Here is a 17,730-nt window from a genome sequence, read left to right as displayed (position 1 = left end):
TGGAATAAGCAATAACCAAAGATTACACCTGCGGATGATAAGCAAATAATGCAGGTGCACCGCCAGTATGGATAAACAAAATGGGGCCATCATCGCGAAACTTTTTCTGCTCCAGGCCATCAAGTAAACCAGCCATCGCCTTACCGGTATAAACCGGGTCCAGCAATATCCCCTCCAGCCTTGCCAAAAGCGAGATTGCCGCCAGCCCTTCTTCGTTCGGCATACCATATTGCGGCGCGAAATAATCATCCCACAGCGTAATGTTCTCCAGCTGATTAATGCCCAGCGATGTCGCTAATTCTTGCTGAATCTGAGTGACTTTAGGGAGTTGCTCTTCTGCTTTACGCGATACCGTGACACCAATCAGTTCCACTTGTGGTAGCAGCTGCTGCATCCCAACAGCCAGCCCCGCATGGGTGCCCGCACTGCCCGAAGCCACAACCACCGAGCTAAAAGCGACCTTCCCAGCCGATTGATCTGCAATTTCCAATGCACACTGCACATATCCCAGAGCGCCCAAGGCATTAGATCCCCCAACCGGCACCATATACGGGCGAAAACCTTGTGCCTCGAGGCGGGTTGCCAACTCAGCCAATTGCTGGTTTGGGTCATATAGACCGTCACACATCACCACTTCAACATTAAACAAATCCAACAGCAATCGATTGCCATTGGTCAGATAGTTTTCCTGTGAGGTACCGATAGGATTCTCAAGTAACGCGACACAATGTAGCCCCAATTTTGCAGCAACAGCCGCTGTTTGGCGCACATGGTTAGATTGGATAGCCCCCGCAGTCACTAATGTATCCGCTCCCTGCCTCAACGCATCGGCGGCCAAAAACTCCAGCTTACGTAGTTTATTGCCGCCAAGGGCCAGCGGTGTGACATCATCACGTTTAATATAGATCTCACGCCCTACATAGTCAGAAAGACGAGATAGCTTTTCTAATGGCGTAGCATTACCGACTAAATCCAGGCGCGGAAAACTTTTCAAGTTTTGTTCAAGCGTCACAGGCCCTCCAGGACATTAATGATATGACTGCCACGATTACCTTAAGTAATTCGAGTTGCAGACAGGCAGAAGCAAACCAATCCCCGACTGACTGACTCAAGTCAGCGGCTCGGGTCAGTAAACGTCGCTAGCACCCCTGCTCAAGTGCGGAGGGAAAACATAGATTTATCAGAAGTGGCATCAATAATCACTGATTTTATTATAGATGTAGGTAAGCAATCACGCAGGTGAATATAGGAGATAATAAAAAGCCCGGCTAAGGTGAGCCTTGCCGGGCGCGGAACCACTGAAGATAATGACGTAATCGTTTTGCTTTATATTAGAGGCGCTTTCAATGAAAAACACAGAGTTTTCTCAAGTGAGAACACGCCGTCATTAACCTTAGTAGCTCTTTTGCCATGCCAAATATTGATCATACTTACGCAAAGCAATGCGGTAATTGTTATGTGCTGCATTGGGCAATTCATCAATAATACGTTGATGCATGGTTTCGCTGGCGAATTTATCTGCTGGATAATTGGTTGCAACCAGCATTTCATCTAACCGGCGTAACCGCACAACATATTCGCGCACGGTACTATGACTCATCTCAGTTTGTTCAAATAAATACTGTTTGAACGCCATAATATCGAAATAACCCGGTGCGCTATTGCAATATATTTCACTACAAAAACGGCACAATGCGGTTAATTCATGCTGAAGTTTCAACCAGACTTGATCATCAATGGGCTGATCCATACCGGCAATTGCTTCTTTATTGATAATTTGTCCGCGGAAAACCAACGCCATACGATCAAGTTGTTTATGACAATGTGAACAATGAGTTTGTCCGTGCTTATAATCTTTTAAATAACGGCTCAGCGGCCGCTTTTTTAGCTGAAGTCCTGGCATAAGAAGACCTGCATTAATAAAGTTAAACACTGTGATATCACTGAGCGAAAATGAATTATGAGTCGTTATTCAGGCGGGCGCGTAAGCGTTTTATCGCCTGGCTATGAAGCTGGCTGACGCGGGATTCCCCCACTTCCAGCACGGCGCCGATTTCTTTCAGGTTCAGCTCTTCCTGGTAATACAGCGTCAACACCATTTTTTCACGTTCCGGCAAAGCCTCGATCGCTTCAATAACACGTTGGCGCAGATTTCCTTCCAATAAATGCTGTAACGGATTGGCATCTTCATGCCCTTCCAGCATGGGTTCGACGCTTTCGCCATGCTCTTCCCGCCATTCGTCATAGGAAAAAAGCTGGCTGTTGTTGGTGTCCAACAAGATCTGGCGGTACTCAGTCAGATCAATATCAAGATTTTGCGCGACTTCCTGCTCAGTCGCCGGACGTCCGAGCCGTTGTTCAACCTTTTGCATCGCACTGGCCACTTCGCGTGCATTGCGCCGTACACTACGTGGCGCCCAATCTCGGCTGCGCAGTTCATCCAACATCGCGCCACGTATACGCTGTACCGCATAAGTGGTAAATGCGGTTCCTTGTAAAGCGTCATAACGCTCAACAGCATTCAGCAGACCAATCCCCCCAGCCTGCAACAAATCATCCAATTCCACACTGGCCGGCAGGCGCACCTGCAAACGCAATGCCTCATGTCGCACCAGAGGAACATAGCGTTGCCAGAGGGAATTTTTGTCCATCACGCCTTCGGCGGTATACAGATCGCTCACTAGACAGGCACCTAAGGGTAAGAGAGTCGTACCATTATCCTGTCCGGTCAGTTAGACAATCGCCTGAATAGGCCTATAAAAAGGCGGCTATTTGACTTATGCCCATGGCTTTTACTGTTAACGTATTGCTGACATTGAAAAAATAGAGCGATAAATAGAGACCAAAACCACGAAAAATAGATTATTAGCGCCCAGTTTGAACTTATTCTCTTTGGAAATAATATTGCCGATTATTTCCAAAGAGAATGGTGTCAATATCAATATAAAAACCCCGCCGAAAAAGGCGGGGTTGAATAATGCTGTGTTTGGGAATAATTAACGCAGCAGAGACAATACAGTTTGTGGAACCTGATTTGCCTGGGCCAGTACAGAAGTCCCTGCTTGTTGCAGAATCTGTGCACGGCTCATGTTAGATACTTCAGTAGAGTAATCAGCATCTTGGATGCGGCTACGTGCTGAAGTCAGGTTGTTAGTGGTGTTGTTCAGGTTAGTGATGGTAGATTCAAAACGGTTCTGAGAAGCACCCAGTGAGCTACGTTGAGTATCAACCGCTTTCAGTGCAGCATCGATGTCAGCCAGTGGGGTAGTACCAACAGCAGTACCGTCAACGTTGACTTTACCTTTCAAAACGTCAAAACCTTCAGCAGCGACTTTACGCAGATTGCCGTTAACCAATGCACCAGCATCAGTTGCTGCTTTAGTGGCTGGAGTTTTGATAGCAGAGCTAACAGAAGAAGTTAATGTAGAGTTAGCATTCGTCGTTGCAGTAGTCAGTGCTTTATCAGCAACAACTTTTGCAGCCGCGATAGCTTCAGGAGTAGCCAAGCCAGCAGCAGCGGTGTAAGCAGTGTCTTTAGCCGTCATAGCATTAGCAACAGCTGTATCACGAGCAGTTAATGCAGAATCAATCGCAGTTTTCAGTGTTGCATCACCGGCTGGATTCAGTGCATCAGAGAAAGTTTTATTCGCTGCAGTGGATGCAGTACTGAATACACCATCAGCCGCAGTTTTAGCAGCAGTAAGTGTTGTATCAGCGGTACCTTTAGCAGTAGCTAAAGCGGTATCAGCTGCGGCATCTTTTATACTTGCATCATAGGTTGCTTGAGCTGTTGCATAGGCAGCAGTTTTAGCCGTTTCTGCAGTTGCATAAGAAGCAACTTTAGTGGTTAAAGCAGCATCTACCGCGGTATTACGAGTATCAGCCAGAGCGCCAGTACTATCGGCCAGAGCAACTGCAGTATTGTAAGTGGCAGAAGCCGTTGCCAATGAACCATTGGTATTGATTTGAGCAGAAGAAGTGCCATCTGCGCCAGCGGTTGCCAGGTTCCAGCCTGAGCTTGCGCCGATGTTGATGCCGATGCTTTGGCCATCTTGTGCGCCAACCTGGAATGAATAAGTAGAATCAGCCGCTGTACGGTTATCCAGAACTTTGATACCGTTGAAGTCAGTTTGTTTAGTTACGCGGTCAATCTCTTCCATACGCTGGTTAACTTCAGACTGGATGGAGTCGATATCTGACGCAGAGTTAGAACTGTTTTGCGCCTGAACGGTCAGGTCACGTACACGCTGCAAGTTGTTGTTGATTTCGCCCAGTGCGCCTTCAGCGGTTTGTGCGATAGAGATACCGTCGTTCGCGTTACGTGCAGCAACAGTCAGACCGTTGATGTTAGAAGTGAAACGGTTAGCGATGGCTTGACCAGCAGCATCATCTTTCGCGCTGTTGATACGCAGACCAGAAGACAAACGCTCAATGGCGGTGCCTAAAGAAGACTGGGATTTGTTCAGGTTGTTCTGAGTCAGCAGAGACAAGCTGTTAGTGTTAATTACCGCCATAGTATTATTCCTTAAATGCTGTTGGGTTATGGTTTGGGCATACTGCCCACGGCTTCATCACCGTCCTAACTTGTATCGGCGTACTTCAAGGAACCTTTAGCTATTCGACAAAATAATTTTAAAAATTTATATTATTGAACGGTAATCTTTCCTTTATTTACACACTTATTCAATGGCAGAAATAACACCCTGTTATCCCCTGTTATTCCGGCCATCATAATTTCTATTTTATGTGTAAACTTTCTTTATTCCTTGCCGATAACCATTGCAACGACACTTGAATATTAAGGATTAGACATGGCGAGTATCAGTGCATTAGGCACCGGTTCTGGAATGGATTTGAATACACTGCTGTCACAATTATCGGCTGCAGAGCAAACACGACTTACACCGTTAACGACGCAACAGACTAGCTATAAAGCTAAGCTGACCGCATTTAGTGTATTGCAAAGTGCGTTAGCCAAAGTTGAAACGGCATCGGCGGCCTTAAAAAAAGCAGATACGCTGACCAGCACCGCAGTCAGTGGTACCAATACTGCTTTCAGTGCAGTAACCGACAGTAATGCCAGCGCGGGTAACTACAGTATTGAAGTCACAAACCTGGCAAAATCACAGTCATTGCTGTCGACTGAGGTGGCGAATACCACGGATAAATTAGGTAACGATAATGCCACTCGCACTATCACCATTACCCAACCGGGTAAAACAACGCCAACAGAAATTAGCCTGACCAGTGATCAAACCTCTTTAGCTGGCATCCGCGATGCTATCAATAAACAGGAAACCGGTGTTAGTGCCAGTATTATGAAAGCCGATGATAATACTTATTATCTGGCATTAACGTCGAAAGACACGGGTACACAGTCAGAAATGACGGTCAGTGTCACTGGCGATGATACGCTGAATGACTTTCTGAACTATACGCCAGACAGCACTGGCGGCAGTGGTGCCATGACGCAAAAAGTGGCAGCTGAAGATGCAAAATTGACAGTAAATGGCGTGGATATTGTCCGTCAGAGCAACACCATTACCGATGCCCCCCAAGGTGTGACATTAACCTTGAAAGCCTTAACCAAAACGGATGAACCAGAGCAGCTGAACATTACCCGCGATGCAACTGCGACCAAAGCAGCGGTTCAAAGTTTTGTCGATGCTTATAACTCATTGCAAACGACTTTTGCCTCTTTAACTAAATATACTGCGGTTGAACAAGGGAAAGATCAGTCAACCAGTAACGGGGCACTGGTTGGTGACGGAACATTACGCAGCATCCAGACGCAATTAAAAAGTCAGTTAGCCTCCTCACAAGCAGGCGATGTTAAAACACTGGCCAGTATGGGGATTACACAAGACATTGATGGCAAATTAGTCATTGATTCCACCAAATTGGATGCGGCGCTGAAAGATAAGCCTAACGGCGTAACCAGCTTCTTTGTTGGTGATGGTAAAACTACCGGGTTTGCCACCCAAATGGACAATTTGCTCAATACGGCGCTCGATAGCAGTAAAGGCACGCTGAAAAGTGCTACTGACGGTATCAATAAGTCATTAAAAAATCTGGATACTCAAGTGATCGCCACCACGGCCAGCATCACCGCGACGATTGAGCGTTATAAAGCACAATTTACCCAATTAGATAAATTGATGACGTCATTAAACAGTACTGCTAGCTTCTTGACGCAGCAATTCAGTTCATAAGGATAGTCTATGTACAGCCAATCAGGAGCTCAGGCTTATCAAAAAGTGGGGTTGGAAAGTGGTGTCATGAATGCCAGCCCACACCAACTGATCATGATGCTGTTCGACGGGGCGCAAAGCGCCCTGATCCGCGCAAAAATTTTAATCAATCAGGGTGAAACTGCCGCCAAAGGTGCTGCGTTATCAAAAGCCATTAACATTATTAATAATGGGTTGAGTGCAGGACTGGATATGGAAAAAGGTGGCGAACTGGCAGATAACTTGTCAGCCTTATATGACTATATGTCACGACGCTTACTGCATGCTAATTTGCATAATGACGAACAGGCCATTGATGAAGTCATGGTTCTGCTTGAAAATATTGCGGATGCCTGGCGGCAGATCGGCCCCAATTATCAACCTGATTAGGACCCCATTTAATGGAACGTCACCAGCACCTTTTGTCTGAATATCAACAAATCCTGACCCTCAGCGAGCAAATGTTAGTGCTGGCGACCGAGGGCAATTGGGATGCGCTGGTTGATCTGGAAATGACTTACCTTAAAGCTGTTGAAAGCACCACTAATATCACTATTTTTTCATGCTCATCGCTAATGCTACAAGATTTATTACGGGAGAAGCTAAAAGCTATTTTGGATAATGAAATAGAGATTAAGCGTTTATTGCAACTGCGTCTGGATGCATTAAGTGAATTGGTTGGGCAATCAACAAAACAACAGGCGGTAAATAATACGTACGGCCAGTTTCCTGACCACGCGGTACTGTTAGGTGAGATACAGTAACCTACAGCTAGTATGGCCATAAAATAGTATTTGTAACTGAACTGTCGCTTGCAACTACAATTATTAAAATAGCAATCAATTTTAATTGTTATGGTTTTTAACAAATAAATTTATTGATGGTAACAACCTTTCATGTCTGATTGACTATTATTCTCACTCCACAGCTTTTCGCTAAAATAGTCAGTGATGGTGAATTTTCTATTAAAATAAGTTGCTAGTCTGCCATTCAAAGCGTAAAGATATTCTCAGGCCAAAATTGTGAAATGAATATCGATGGAACGTACAATTAAATTTTGTCCCGGGGTGGGTAGCTCGGCACATGTTATTCAACATACAGAGCTACTCCTTACATCAGTCTATATTGAGCATCCTTTGCTCATTATGGTTAACCGTGGGCATAAAGTCATTCGTTGGGCTAATCAAGAGTGTATTGTCCGAACGGGTGAAATAGTTGCAGTCAGCAGCGGGCAAACAGTTGATGTAATTAATGGCTTATCTGATGATGGGTTATTTTTCAGCCATCAACTCCGTTGTGATCCTCGTTTGATAGCCACCTTCGCCAATCATCCTGCTTCTGCTGGCCTTGGGGTTATACCTGGGGTTATGCCAGTGCGTGATTTGGCACCTGAATTTATTAATACTTTCGGCAATACATTTAAAGCAATATCCGATGTGGGTGATATCCCCCCTACTATCGTCAGACATCGTATGCTTGAATTATTACTTTGGTTAGCTCAGCGTGGTGTTAAATTTAAACTAAACGATGGTCATTTATTAAGTGAAAAAGTGCGCCGTTGTCTGTCTACTGATCCACATAAAATATGGTCTGCTGCTGAAGTCGCCGACCATATGGCAATGAGTGAAGTGGTATTGCGGCGAAAATTAGCAGCCGAAAATATACTCTTACGTGATTTGATGATTGATGTCCGTATGACCAGCGCTTTACGTTTATTGCAAGGCACTGATTGGCCAATTTCACTCATTGCCAGTCAAGTCGGTTATGAAAGTGCATCACGTTTCGCAGAACGTTTTCGCAAACGTTTTGGGTTTGCCCCTACAGCCATACGCGGGCATCACCGATTACAGCCTCCCGATAATGATCCACCGCCGGTAAACTATCACAGTTATTTAAACCTGATATAGGGCCGGAATTACTCCGGTTAGTCTCTATTTTTGGTTATTCTTAATATGATTTACTTATTTCTGTCATTTCATACAATTGCATTCCTATGGAGTTATCTCACTCTTTTTATAGATAATCATCCGGACTGCTAAATACTGCTTTTAGATATTCTACACACGAAAACATTATTTTTTTAGGCCTCCTCCAGTTTTTTCCTCCAGCAATACAGTCTCAATATCGATAAAAGTCTTAATAATCATATAAATATATATAAGCCACTGAAAGAAAGAGGAATATGTCACTTTTGCATGGGCATCCTATGATTAAAATTGATTAAATAATATCCTCTCAGGATCGCAATGATGCCCAGTAACTTGCTCGGACTAAAAAGCCGCTATCCATTGCATATCCAGATTGCGGCTCTCTTCACGCTATTGATTGTCTCAATCGGTACCGTCATTATCATTTTCAGTCATAGCCAACTGACTAAATTGACTGAAATCAGCACCAATAGGCAGTATCAAAAAACGGGAGAGGCAATCGCGGCAGAATTGGATGCAGTAACACGGCCCATGATGATGTCTGTTAATATTCTTGCCAGTATGCAAATTACTGAGTTATCAACGCTTGAACAGCGCATGGGTTTTGTCGGTAAATTTATTGAAATACTGAAGCAGAATGATTACGCCAGTGCTGTATATAGTGCCTATCCTAATGGCGATTTATTTATGTTGCGCCGTCTGACCGAAGCTAACCGTAAATTATTTCACGCTCCAGAGAGTGCTGAGTGGATGATTCAAAGTAATCGTTTCCTCGATAGCTTGCCAGAAAAACGGTTTATTTATCTGAACGAAAAGCAGCAAGTCATTGCCGTTATGCCCAGAGATAATGATAGCTATGATCCCAGAAAGCGGGATTGGTTTATTTTAGCATCAGCCAGCCCAGGCCTTATTACATCCCCTATCTATATTTTCAAGGGAACCGGTGAAGCGGGTTTTACCTATAGTCGCCGTTCTGAAAATAATCAGTCTGTCATTGGGTTAGATGTTTCACTGGCCTCGTTATCTGAGTTTTTAATAAGACAGAATCTACCACCAGATAGTCAAGCCATCATTATCAACGCCCACGGTGAGGTTATCGCAAGCTTACCTAAATCTAAAGATTCCTCAGCAAATCCCACTAATGGGGATAAGCAAATTCCGGTATTACAAACATTACTAGATACCCAAGAAAATAGCCTTGTCAGCAATAACCAACCAGCTAATAACAATGACAACAGCATGATATTTGAAGCACAAGGTAAGCACTGGTACGGCTCCATTGTCGATATTGATAACAACGGAAATAAATATCAGCTCGTTATTGCGACGCCAGCCAGTTATTTGACTGCTGATGCAAACTCCATTCGGAATCACTCAACCCTTATCGCTTTTATCCTATTAATGCTCAGTTTACCGCTAGTGTGGTACTTCTCTCGGAAAATATCCAACCCACTGATTCGCCTCCGCCGGGATGCTGACTCTATCAGTAACTTGCATTTCGAAGAACGCGAGTCTGAACATTCTATGATTGAAGAAGTGGATGAGTTGCACAAATCAATGTCAAAAATGAAATCGACACTGAAACAGTTTATTTCAATGGGCAATATGCTGACGGCGGAAAATAACTTCTTCCGTCAGATGCAGGGATTATTAAGTGAAACAACTGAAATCGCCGCGATGACCGGCGGCATTATTTTCCTGGCAGATAAACAAGAAGGCCATTTCACACCGACAGCATTTCGTTGGAATGGTGAAAATATCCCAGTAGCTGAAATGTCCTCATTGAGTATAACAGAAGATAACTTCACCACTTTTCAACCCGTTCTTGAGGGAAAAACCATTGCCGGAACGCTAAATAAAGAGAATATATTCCGTCAATTACAAGACTTCTTGCAGCCTTATTTACCCTTGCGGTTTGTTGCTGTGCCCATGAAAACTCACGATAAACAACTGTTAGGCTTTTTGTTGCTATTTAACCCCTATCAATTAAATGCAGAACGTGAACGTTCAAAAATTCAATTAGTTAATGCACTGGTCGGTAGTTTATCTGTTTCCGTAGAAACGCAGCAATTATTGCAAGAACAAAAAAATCTGCTCAATGCATTTATTGAGCTTATTGCAGGAGCCATTGATGCCAAGAGCGCCTATACCGGCGGCCATTGCCAGCGAGTCCCTGAAATCACAAAAATGCTTGCCAGAGCCGCAGTCAATATCAAAGAAGGTCCTTTCGCCAACTTTAATTTATCTGAAAATGAGTGGGAAGAACTGCATACTGCTTGTTGGTTACATGACTGTGGCAAGATAACAACACCTGAATTTGTCGTGGATAAATCGACAAAACTGGAATTAATTTATGATCGCATTCATGAAATACGCATGAGATTTGAAGTGTTAAAACGCGAGAAAGAAATAGCCTTCTTGCGCCGTCATGCCACCGTTAGTGCTAATGAAACGGATCAACAAACGCTGGCAGCGGAATTGCGCCAATTGGATGATGATTTTTACTTTATTGCCCACTGTAATATTGGCGGAGAATTCATGTCCGATGAAGCAATAGCGCGTATTCAGCAAATTGCTCAATATAACTGGACCCGGACATTAGATGATAATGCCGGCATTGCTCAGGAAGAGCGGGTGCGCAAAGCCCGGCAACCGGCAGCTTCCCTGCCGGTACAAGAACCCATGCTGGCAGATAAAAAAGAACATCTCATTTACCGTGATAATAAAAACAAACGTCCAGAATATTATGATTTTAAATTACCAGAGCCGACTTTGCTTTATAACCGTGGTGAAATTTATAACCTCAGTATTCGGCGTGGCACATTGACCGAAGAGGATCGTTATAAAATAAATGAGCACATTATGCAGACCATTGTCATGCTCAAAAAACTCCCCTTCCCACGAACCATGGCGAATGTTCCCTCGATTGCAGGTGGCCACCATGAACGTATGGACGGCAAGGGATATCCCTATCAACTCACTTATAAACAGATGAGTATTCCTGTTCGAATGATGGCCATCGCCGATGTATTTGAAGCACTGACAGCCGCCGATCGCCCTTATAAACCAGGAAAATTATTATCTGAAGCGCTCAATATTATGTTGAATATGGTGAATGAAAATCACCTGGATAGAGAACTGTTTATTTTGTTCCTGGAATCAGGTATCTGGCATGAATATGCCATTGCTCACTTGCCGCCAGACAAAATCGATAATATTGATATTTCGGTAATACTGCAAAAAATTGGTCATCAGAATATAGTATTGGCACAAAGCGCTTAGTCAGCAAGAAACAGAGAGTCATCGACAGACGTTAAGGCTATGCTAAATTAAATCATTTTAGAGTTGGCAATGTTGGGAGCAAATGCGTGTTCTACAGTTACGGTGAAACAGAGATTAATCATCTTAAGCGGCGGGATAAAAAGATGGCAGCAGCTATCGAACGATTAGGAATGATTGCCCGTCCATTATCACCAGATTTATTTGCTGCACTCATCAGAAACATTGTTGATCAGCAAATTTCCGTTAAAGCGGCGCTCACCGTTAATGCACGGCTGATGGCATTAGTCGGCACGGTCACACCGATAACTATTGCCGCAGCCCCGATAGAAGCTATTCAGGGGTGCGGAATGACGATGCGTAAAGCCGGATACATTAAGGGTGCTGCCGATGCAGCACTCGATGGTTCACTGAATTTATCGGCTATTTCTCAGTTACCGGATAATGAGGTCATTACCCAGCTTTCAAGCCTGAATGGTGTCGGTATCTGGACGGCAGAAATGCTGCTTATTTCTTCACTTTCTCGCCCTGATGTGCTCAGTTGGGGTGATTTGGCCATTCGCCGCGGCATGATGAATTTATATCGCCACAAAACGCTACCGCGCGAACGTTTTGAACGCTATCGCCGCCGCTACACCCCTTATGGCACAACTGCATCACTTTATTTATGGGCGTTGTCCCATGAAGTTTAGACACCCATATTCATAACGTCTTGATAAGCCGCTACCAGCTTATTACGCACTTGAATACCTAGCTGTAAAGATACAGACGACTTCTGCATATTTACCATCACGTCATTGATACCTACGCCAGGCACACCTAATTCAAAATTCTGCGCCAACGTACGGGCTGTTTGCTGGTTTTCACTGATTTTGCCGATAGCCGCTTTTAATTCACTCGCAAAGCCGGCCTCAGCGGGCAGTGTTTTCGCTGAACCCGAGGCTTGCAATGCCGTGACTTGCAACTGCTGTAAAACCCCTTCGATACCTTGAACAGACATGTTCATCCTCAGAGTGCGTCAGTAGGTTAATAACTGCGTGACAAATTCGCGCGCAAAAGCGGTTGTTCACCATTCAAACAGCTATCACTTTTTTCAGGATGACACCCTAACACATCATTTTTGCGCTAAAGCGGCTAAATAGACGTAAAAATACCGGCTTATTGAGCCATCGAATTTCCACTTACAGCAAATAATGGCATGCCGATATAGTCCAAATAATTCGAGTTGCAGGAAGGCGGCAAGGGAGAGAGTCCCGATGAACTTACTGTAGTAAGTGATTCGGGTGATTGAACGCGGCCAACGCACATGCGGCTTGAAGTATGACGAGTATAAAAGGGGATATCAGCTATTGATGCGTTATCGCTCACAGCATTTGGGAGTCTGTTTTGTTCCAACACATTAGTTACATAAAAAATACTAACTCAAACGTTATTCAGCTTGGCCAAGGACGTGTATGAATGCCTCGATAACTGGCGGTGAAAATCGTGAAAACACCTTTACGACGACACTGGCACGCCTACGCGCGAATCCAAAAATCCCACTGCTGATTGCGGCTGCTGCGGCCGTCGCTATTATTGTCGCGCTGATGTTATGGGCTAAAAGCCCGGACTATCGCGTCCTTTATAGCAACCTAAATGATCGTGATGGTGGTGATATCGTCACGCAGTTGACGCAACTGAATATTCCCTATCGCTTCGCTGATAATGGCGGAGCATTGTTGATCCCGGCAGATAAAGTGCATGAAACCCGTCTGCGTCTGGCTCAACAAGGTTTACCTAAAGGTGGTGCAGTAGGCTTTGAGCTACTGGATCAGGAAAAATTTGGCATCAGCCAATTTAGCGAACAAGTCAACTATCAGCGTGCGTTGGAAGGCGAACTGGCACGAACGATTGGCACACTCGGCCCGGTATTAAATGTGCGGGTGCACTTAGCCATGCCGAAACCGTCACTGTTCGTCCGTGAGCAAAAATCACCAACGGCCTCTGTCACACTCGCCCTACAACCCGGTCGTGCTCTTGATGATGGTCAAATCAACGCCATTGTCTATATGGTTTCCAGCAGTGTGGCGGGTTTACCACCTGCTAACGTCACCGTCGTCGATCAGACCGGACGTCTGTTGACACAATCTGATAGCGCCGGCCGTGATTTAAATGCAGCGCAACTCAAATTTACCAATGAAGTTGAAAACCGCTTCCAGCGCCGCATTGAAACTATCCTCGCACCGATGGTGGGCAGCGGTAATGTTCATGCCCAAGTGACCGCACAAGTTGATTTTGCCAGCCGTGAGCAGACTGACGAAGAGTACAAACCGAATCAGGCTGCTAACCAAGGAGCGGTGCGCTCTCAGCAAGTCAGCACCAGCGAACAACTGGGTGGGACCAATGTCGGGGGCGTTCCAGGGGCATTATCCAACCAGCCTTCAGCCACACCGGTCGCACCGATTGAAGTGCCTCAGGCTACCCCTGCGGCAGGTGCTGGCGCGGCGGCAAATGCAGCCAATCGCCCGGCAACCGCAGCCAGACAAACCGCCACGTCCAGTAATAGTCGTCACGACCAAACCACCAACTTCGAAGTTGACCGTACTATCCGCCATACCCAGCAACAAGCCGGCATGGTGCAGCGCCTCTCCGTTGCCGTGGTGGTTAACTACGGCAGCGATAAAGCGGGTAAACCTATCGCGCTGAGCAAAGATCAATTAGCGCAAGTGGAATCGCTAACGCGCGAGGCCATGGGCTTCTCCACGGTACGCGGCGACACATTAAATGTGGTGAACACACCGTTTAATGCCACTGACGATGCTGGCGGCAGTAACTTGCCATTCTGGCAACAACAGTCGTTCTTTGATCAGTTGCTGAATATTGGTCGCTACTTGCTCATCTTACTGGTGGCGTGGATCTTGTGGCGCAAACTGGTGCGCCCACTGATAGCTAAGAAACAAGTGGCGGATAAAGCAGCGGCGTCGGTCAATAACATTGTTCAGGCTGCACAAACCACTGAAACAGCGAAACAAACTAAAGAAGAGCTGGCCCTGCGTAAGAAAAATCAGCAACGAGTCAGTGCTGAAGTTCAGGCCCAGCGTATACGCGAACTAGCGGATAAAGACCCACGTGTTGTCGCGCTGGTTATCCGTCAATGGATGAGTAATGACCAATGAGCCTGACCGGAACTGAAAAAAGCGCCATCATGCTGATGACTCTGGGTGAAGACCATGCCGCCGAGGTGTTTAAACACCTCTCCTCGCGCGAAGTCCAACAACTCAGTACCACCATGGCGAGTATGCGTCAGGTTTCTCACCAACAGTTGGTTGATGTATTGGCTGAGTTTGAAGACGATGCAGAGCAATATGCCGCACTGAGTGTGAATGCCAGCGATTATCTGCGCACCGTGCTGATAAAAGCATTGGGGGAAGAACGCGCCTCCAGTCTGTTGGAAGACATTCTGGAATCACGCGAAACCACCAGCGGCATGGAAACCCTCAACTTTATGGAACCGCAGATGGCGGCCGATCTGATCCGCGACGAGCATCCGCAGATTATCGCCACTATTTTGGTTCATCTGAAACGCGCTCAAGCGGCCGATATTCTGGCACTGTTCGACGAACGCCTGCGTAACGATGTCATGTTGCGTATCGCCACCTTCGGCGGCGTTCAACCGGCGGCATTGGCTGAATTGACCGAAGTGCTGAACAACCTGCTCGATGGTCAGAATCTCAAACGCAGCAAAATGGGCGGTATCCGCACCGCGGCTGAGATTATCAACCTGATGAAAAGCCAGCAGGAAGAGACGGTTATGGACGCGGTACGCGAATACGACGGCGAGCTGGCACAGAAGATCATCGACGAAATGTTCCTGTTCGAGAATCTGGTCAGTGTCGACGACCGCAGCATCCAGCGCTTACTGCAAGAGGTCGACAACGAGTCGCTACTGATTGCCTTGAAAGGTGCCGATCAGGCGCTGCGCGAGCGCTTCCTCAGCAACATGTCGCTGCGAGCAGCAGAAATCCTGCGCGACGATCTGGCCACCCGTGGGCCGGTACGTATGTCGCTGGTCGAAAACGAACAGAAAGCCATCTTGCTTATCGTCCGTCGTTTGGCGGAAAGCGGCGAGATAGTCATCGGCGGCGGCGAGGATATCTATGTCTGATAGGATTAATACCCTGCCCTGGCAACCCTGGTCACTAAATGACTTTGCCAGCCAACCTGAGCCTACTGCGGCGACTACGCCGCCGGACATCAGTATGCTGTTTACTGATGAGCCAAGAGAGGACGGCGAACCAACAGCAGGTGATGAACAGCAGATATTGATGAACCTGCAACTCGAAGCTGAGAAGCAGGGTCGCCAGCAAGGATTTGCCAAAGGGTTGCAGGAAGGTCTGGATAAAGGTTATCAAACCGGTCTGGAAGAGGGTCATCAGCAAGCGCTGGCCGATGCTGAGAAACAGTTGGCCCCTATCACCGCACACTGGCAAAACTTGGTCAGCGATTTCCAAAATACCCTTGATGCGCTGGACAGTGTGATTGCCTCACGGCTAATGCAAATGGCATTGGCGGCAGCCAAGCAGATTCTGGGTCAACCGGCAATTTGTGATGGCACCGCGTTGCTGGCACAAATTCAGCAAATGATTCAGCAAGAGCCGATGTTTGCCGGTAAACCGCAATTGCGTGTCAACCCTAATGATCTCGCCGTGGTTGAGCAGCGCTTAGGCTCGACTTTGAGTCTGCATGGCTGGCGTTTGTTGGGCGATAGCCAAATTCACCCAGGTGGCTGCAAAGTCAGCGCTGAAGAAGGTGATTTGGATGCCAGTCTGGCGACGCGCTGGCATGAATTATGCCGTCTGGCTGCGCCGGGAGAATTATGATGACTGCGCGCCTCGGTCGCTGGCTGGCTTCGATGGATAAATTCGAAGAACGTATTAGCCAATCAACTACCATTCGTCGTTACGGGCGATTAACGCGCGCCACCGGTCTGGTGCTGGAAGCCACTGGTTTGCAACTGCCACTGGGGGCCACCTGTCTGATTGAACGCCACGATAACGGCGAAGTACAAGAAGTTGAGAGCGAAGTGGTCGGCTTTAACGGTCAACACCTGTTCTTGATGCCATTGGAAGAAGTGGAAGGGATTGTGCCCGGCGCCCGCGTTTATGCGCGTATCACCACCGGTGGAGCCTCGGCCAGTAAACAGTTGCCACTCGGCCCAGAATTACTGGGGCGCGTATTAGATGGCAGCGCCAAACCACTTGATGGTTTACCCGCCCCTGAAACCGGCTATCGCGCCCCGCTCATCACTCCCCCGATCAACCCATTACAACGTACCGCGATTGAACAGGTCTTGGACGTTGGCGTGCGCACCATTAATGCTCTGCTAACCGTCGGTCGTGGGCAGCGTATGGGCCTGTTCGCCGGCTCCGGGGTGGGGAAAAGTGTGTTGTTAGGCATGATGGCTCGCTACACCCAGGCGGATGTGATTGTGGTTGGCTTGATCGGTGAACGTGGTCGTGAAGTAAAAGATTTTATTGAGAATATTTTAGGCCCCGAAGGGCGTGCGCGCTCAGTCGTCATCGCGGCACCGGCGGACGTATCGCCGTTACTGCGCATGCAAGGTGCGGCTTATGCCACTCGTATTGCAGAAGATTTTCGTGACCGTGGCCAGCATGTCCTGCTTATCATGGACTCTTTGACGCGCTATGCCATGGCGCAACGTGAAATCGCACTGGCTATCGGCGAGCCTCCAGCGACCAAAGGTTATCCGCCATCCGTATTCGCCAAATTACCGGCGCTGGTTGAGCGAGCCGGTAACGGGGTGTCTGGCGGCGGTTCGATCACTGCATTTTATACAGTATTGACCGAAGGCGATGATCAGCAAGACCCGATCGCCGACTCGGCGCGCGCCATTCTTGACGGGCATGTGGTGCTATCACGCCGCCTGGCAGAATCAGGCCACTACCCCGCTATTGATATTGAAGCCTCTATCAGTCGTGCCATGACATCACTGATAGATGAGAACCACTACCGCAAAGTTCGTCAATTTAAACAATTACTTGCAAGCTTCCAACGTAACCGTGATTTGGTCAGCGTTGGGGCCTATGCCGCCGGCAGTGACCCATTACTGGATAAGGCCATTGCCTTGTATCCACAAATGGAAATCTTCTTACAGCAAGGCATGTTTGAACGCAGCAGTTACGAAGATGCCTGCCAGCATCTGAAAAGTCTGTTTCCGGGTTGATAAAAGAAATTTCCGGGTTGATAGCCAATAACCCAGGCCACAGCCCCTGCCGTATACCCAAAGTAGTTGG

The 17,730-nt window shown here is 46.9% G+C and carries 15 protein-coding genes; 10 read left to right on the top strand and 5 right to left on the bottom strand.

The features are described 5' to 3' along the window. Nucleotides 1–22: 22 nt before the first annotated feature. The 4 genes from HU019_RS05300 to HU019_RS05285 form a co-directional block, all read right to left on the bottom strand. Nucleotides 23–1,012: a D-cysteine desulfhydrase gene (locus HU019_RS05300; RefSeq protein WP_174849197.1), complete on the bottom strand. Its 990-nt coding sequence runs from the start codon at nt 1,010–1,012 to the stop codon at nt 23–25. A gap of 381 nt (nt 1,013–1,393) precedes the next feature. Continuing rightward, a complete protein-coding gene (gene fliZ, locus HU019_RS05295; protein ID WP_174849198.1) occupies nt 1,394–1,903 on the bottom strand; it encodes a flagella biosynthesis regulatory protein FliZ in 510 nt (169 codons plus the stop codon). A 55-nt stretch (nt 1,904–1,958) separates the two neighbouring features. Continuing rightward, nucleotides 1,959–2,681, bottom strand: a complete 723-nt coding sequence (locus HU019_RS05290; protein WP_005160341.1) for an RNA polymerase sigma factor FliA — start codon at nt 2,679–2,681, stop codon at nt 1,959–1,961. A gap of 315 nt (nt 2,682–2,996) precedes the next feature. Beyond that, complete coding sequence (locus HU019_RS05285; RefSeq protein ID WP_174849199.1) at nt 2,997–4,514, bottom strand: flagellin N-terminal helical domain-containing protein; 1,518 nt, start codon at nt 4,512–4,514, stop codon at nt 2,997–2,999. Between the two features lie 297 nt (nt 4,515–4,811). Here HU019_RS05285 and fliD point away from each other — a divergent pair, with 297 nt between their 5' ends. The 6 genes from fliD (at nt 4,812) to HU019_RS05255 (ending at nt 12,129) form a co-directional block, all read left to right on the top strand. Continuing rightward, the gene (gene fliD / locus HU019_RS05280; RefSeq protein WP_174849200.1) at nt 4,812–6,212 is read left to right on the top strand and encodes a flagellar filament capping protein FliD; all 1,401 of its coding nucleotides are present in this window, start codon (nt 4,812–4,814) and stop codon (nt 6,210–6,212) included. Between the two features lie 9 nt (nt 6,213–6,221). After that, on the top strand, nt 6,222–6,620 hold the full coding sequence (gene fliS / locus HU019_RS05275) for a flagellar export chaperone FliS (protein WP_174849201.1): 399 nt from the start codon (nt 6,222–6,224) through the stop codon (nt 6,618–6,620). Between the two features lie 11 nt (nt 6,621–6,631). Continuing rightward, nucleotides 6,632–6,994 carry a flagella biosynthesis regulatory protein FliT gene (fliT, locus tag HU019_RS05270; protein WP_174849202.1) on the top strand — a complete coding sequence of 121 codons (363 nt, stop codon included), beginning with the start codon at nt 6,632–6,634 and terminating at the stop codon, nt 6,992–6,994. Between the two features lie 273 nt (nt 6,995–7,267). Beyond that, a complete protein-coding gene (locus tag HU019_RS05265) occupies nt 7,268–8,137 on the top strand; it encodes a helix-turn-helix transcriptional regulator (protein ID WP_174849203.1) in 870 nt (289 codons plus the stop codon). Between the two features lie 342 nt (nt 8,138–8,479). Next, nucleotides 8,480–11,440: an HD domain-containing phosphohydrolase gene (locus HU019_RS05260; RefSeq protein ID WP_174849240.1), complete on the top strand. Its 2,961-nt coding sequence runs from the start codon at nt 8,480–8,482 to the stop codon at nt 11,438–11,440. Nucleotides 11,441–11,526: 86 nt separating this feature from the next. Then, nucleotides 11,527–12,129: a DNA-3-methyladenine glycosylase family protein gene (locus tag HU019_RS05255; RefSeq protein ID WP_174849204.1), complete on the top strand. Its 603-nt coding sequence runs from the start codon at nt 11,527–11,529 to the stop codon at nt 12,127–12,129. Here HU019_RS05255 and fliE read toward each other — a convergent pair. Further along, nucleotides 12,126–12,437 (bottom strand): flagellar hook-basal body complex protein FliE, encoded by a 312-nt coding sequence (gene fliE, locus HU019_RS05250; protein WP_005160376.1) that lies wholly within the window; start codon nt 12,435–12,437, stop codon nt 12,126–12,128. The genes HU019_RS05255 and fliE overlap by 4 nt on opposite strands. A 454-nt stretch (nt 12,438–12,891) precedes the next feature. Between fliE and fliF the strand changes: the two genes are divergently transcribed. Genes fliF through fliI form a run of 4 tightly spaced genes read left to right on the top strand, consistent with a single transcriptional unit; the run spans nt 12,892 to nt 17,660 of the window. Then, nucleotides 12,892–14,592: a flagellar basal-body MS-ring/collar protein FliF gene (gene fliF / locus HU019_RS05245; protein WP_174849205.1), complete on the top strand. Its 1,701-nt coding sequence runs from the start codon at nt 12,892–12,894 to the stop codon at nt 14,590–14,592. Next, nucleotides 14,589–15,581: a flagellar motor switch protein FliG gene (gene fliG / locus HU019_RS05240; RefSeq protein WP_005160381.1), complete on the top strand. Its 993-nt coding sequence runs from the start codon at nt 14,589–14,591 to the stop codon at nt 15,579–15,581. Before fliF ends, fliG begins: the two co-directional genes overlap by 4 nt. Further along, nucleotides 15,574–16,296, top strand: a complete 723-nt coding sequence (gene fliH / locus HU019_RS05235) for a flagellar assembly protein FliH (RefSeq protein ID WP_174849206.1) — start codon at nt 15,574–15,576, stop codon at nt 16,294–16,296. Before fliG ends, fliH begins: the two co-directional genes overlap by 8 nt. Beyond that, nucleotides 16,296–17,660 carry a flagellar protein export ATPase FliI gene (fliI, locus tag HU019_RS05230; RefSeq protein ID WP_174849241.1) on the top strand — a complete coding sequence of 455 codons (1,365 nt, stop codon included), beginning with the start codon at nt 16,296–16,298 and terminating at the stop codon, nt 17,658–17,660. Before fliH ends, fliI begins: the two co-directional genes overlap by 1 nt. Nucleotides 17,661–17,730: the final 70 nt, after the last annotated feature.

Source organism: Yersinia artesiana (assembly GCF_902726545.1).
GTDB classification, from domain to species: Bacteria; Pseudomonadota; Gammaproteobacteria; order Enterobacterales; family Enterobacteriaceae; genus Yersinia; species Yersinia artesiana.
This window is presented reverse-complemented; position numbering and strand designations above follow the sequence as displayed.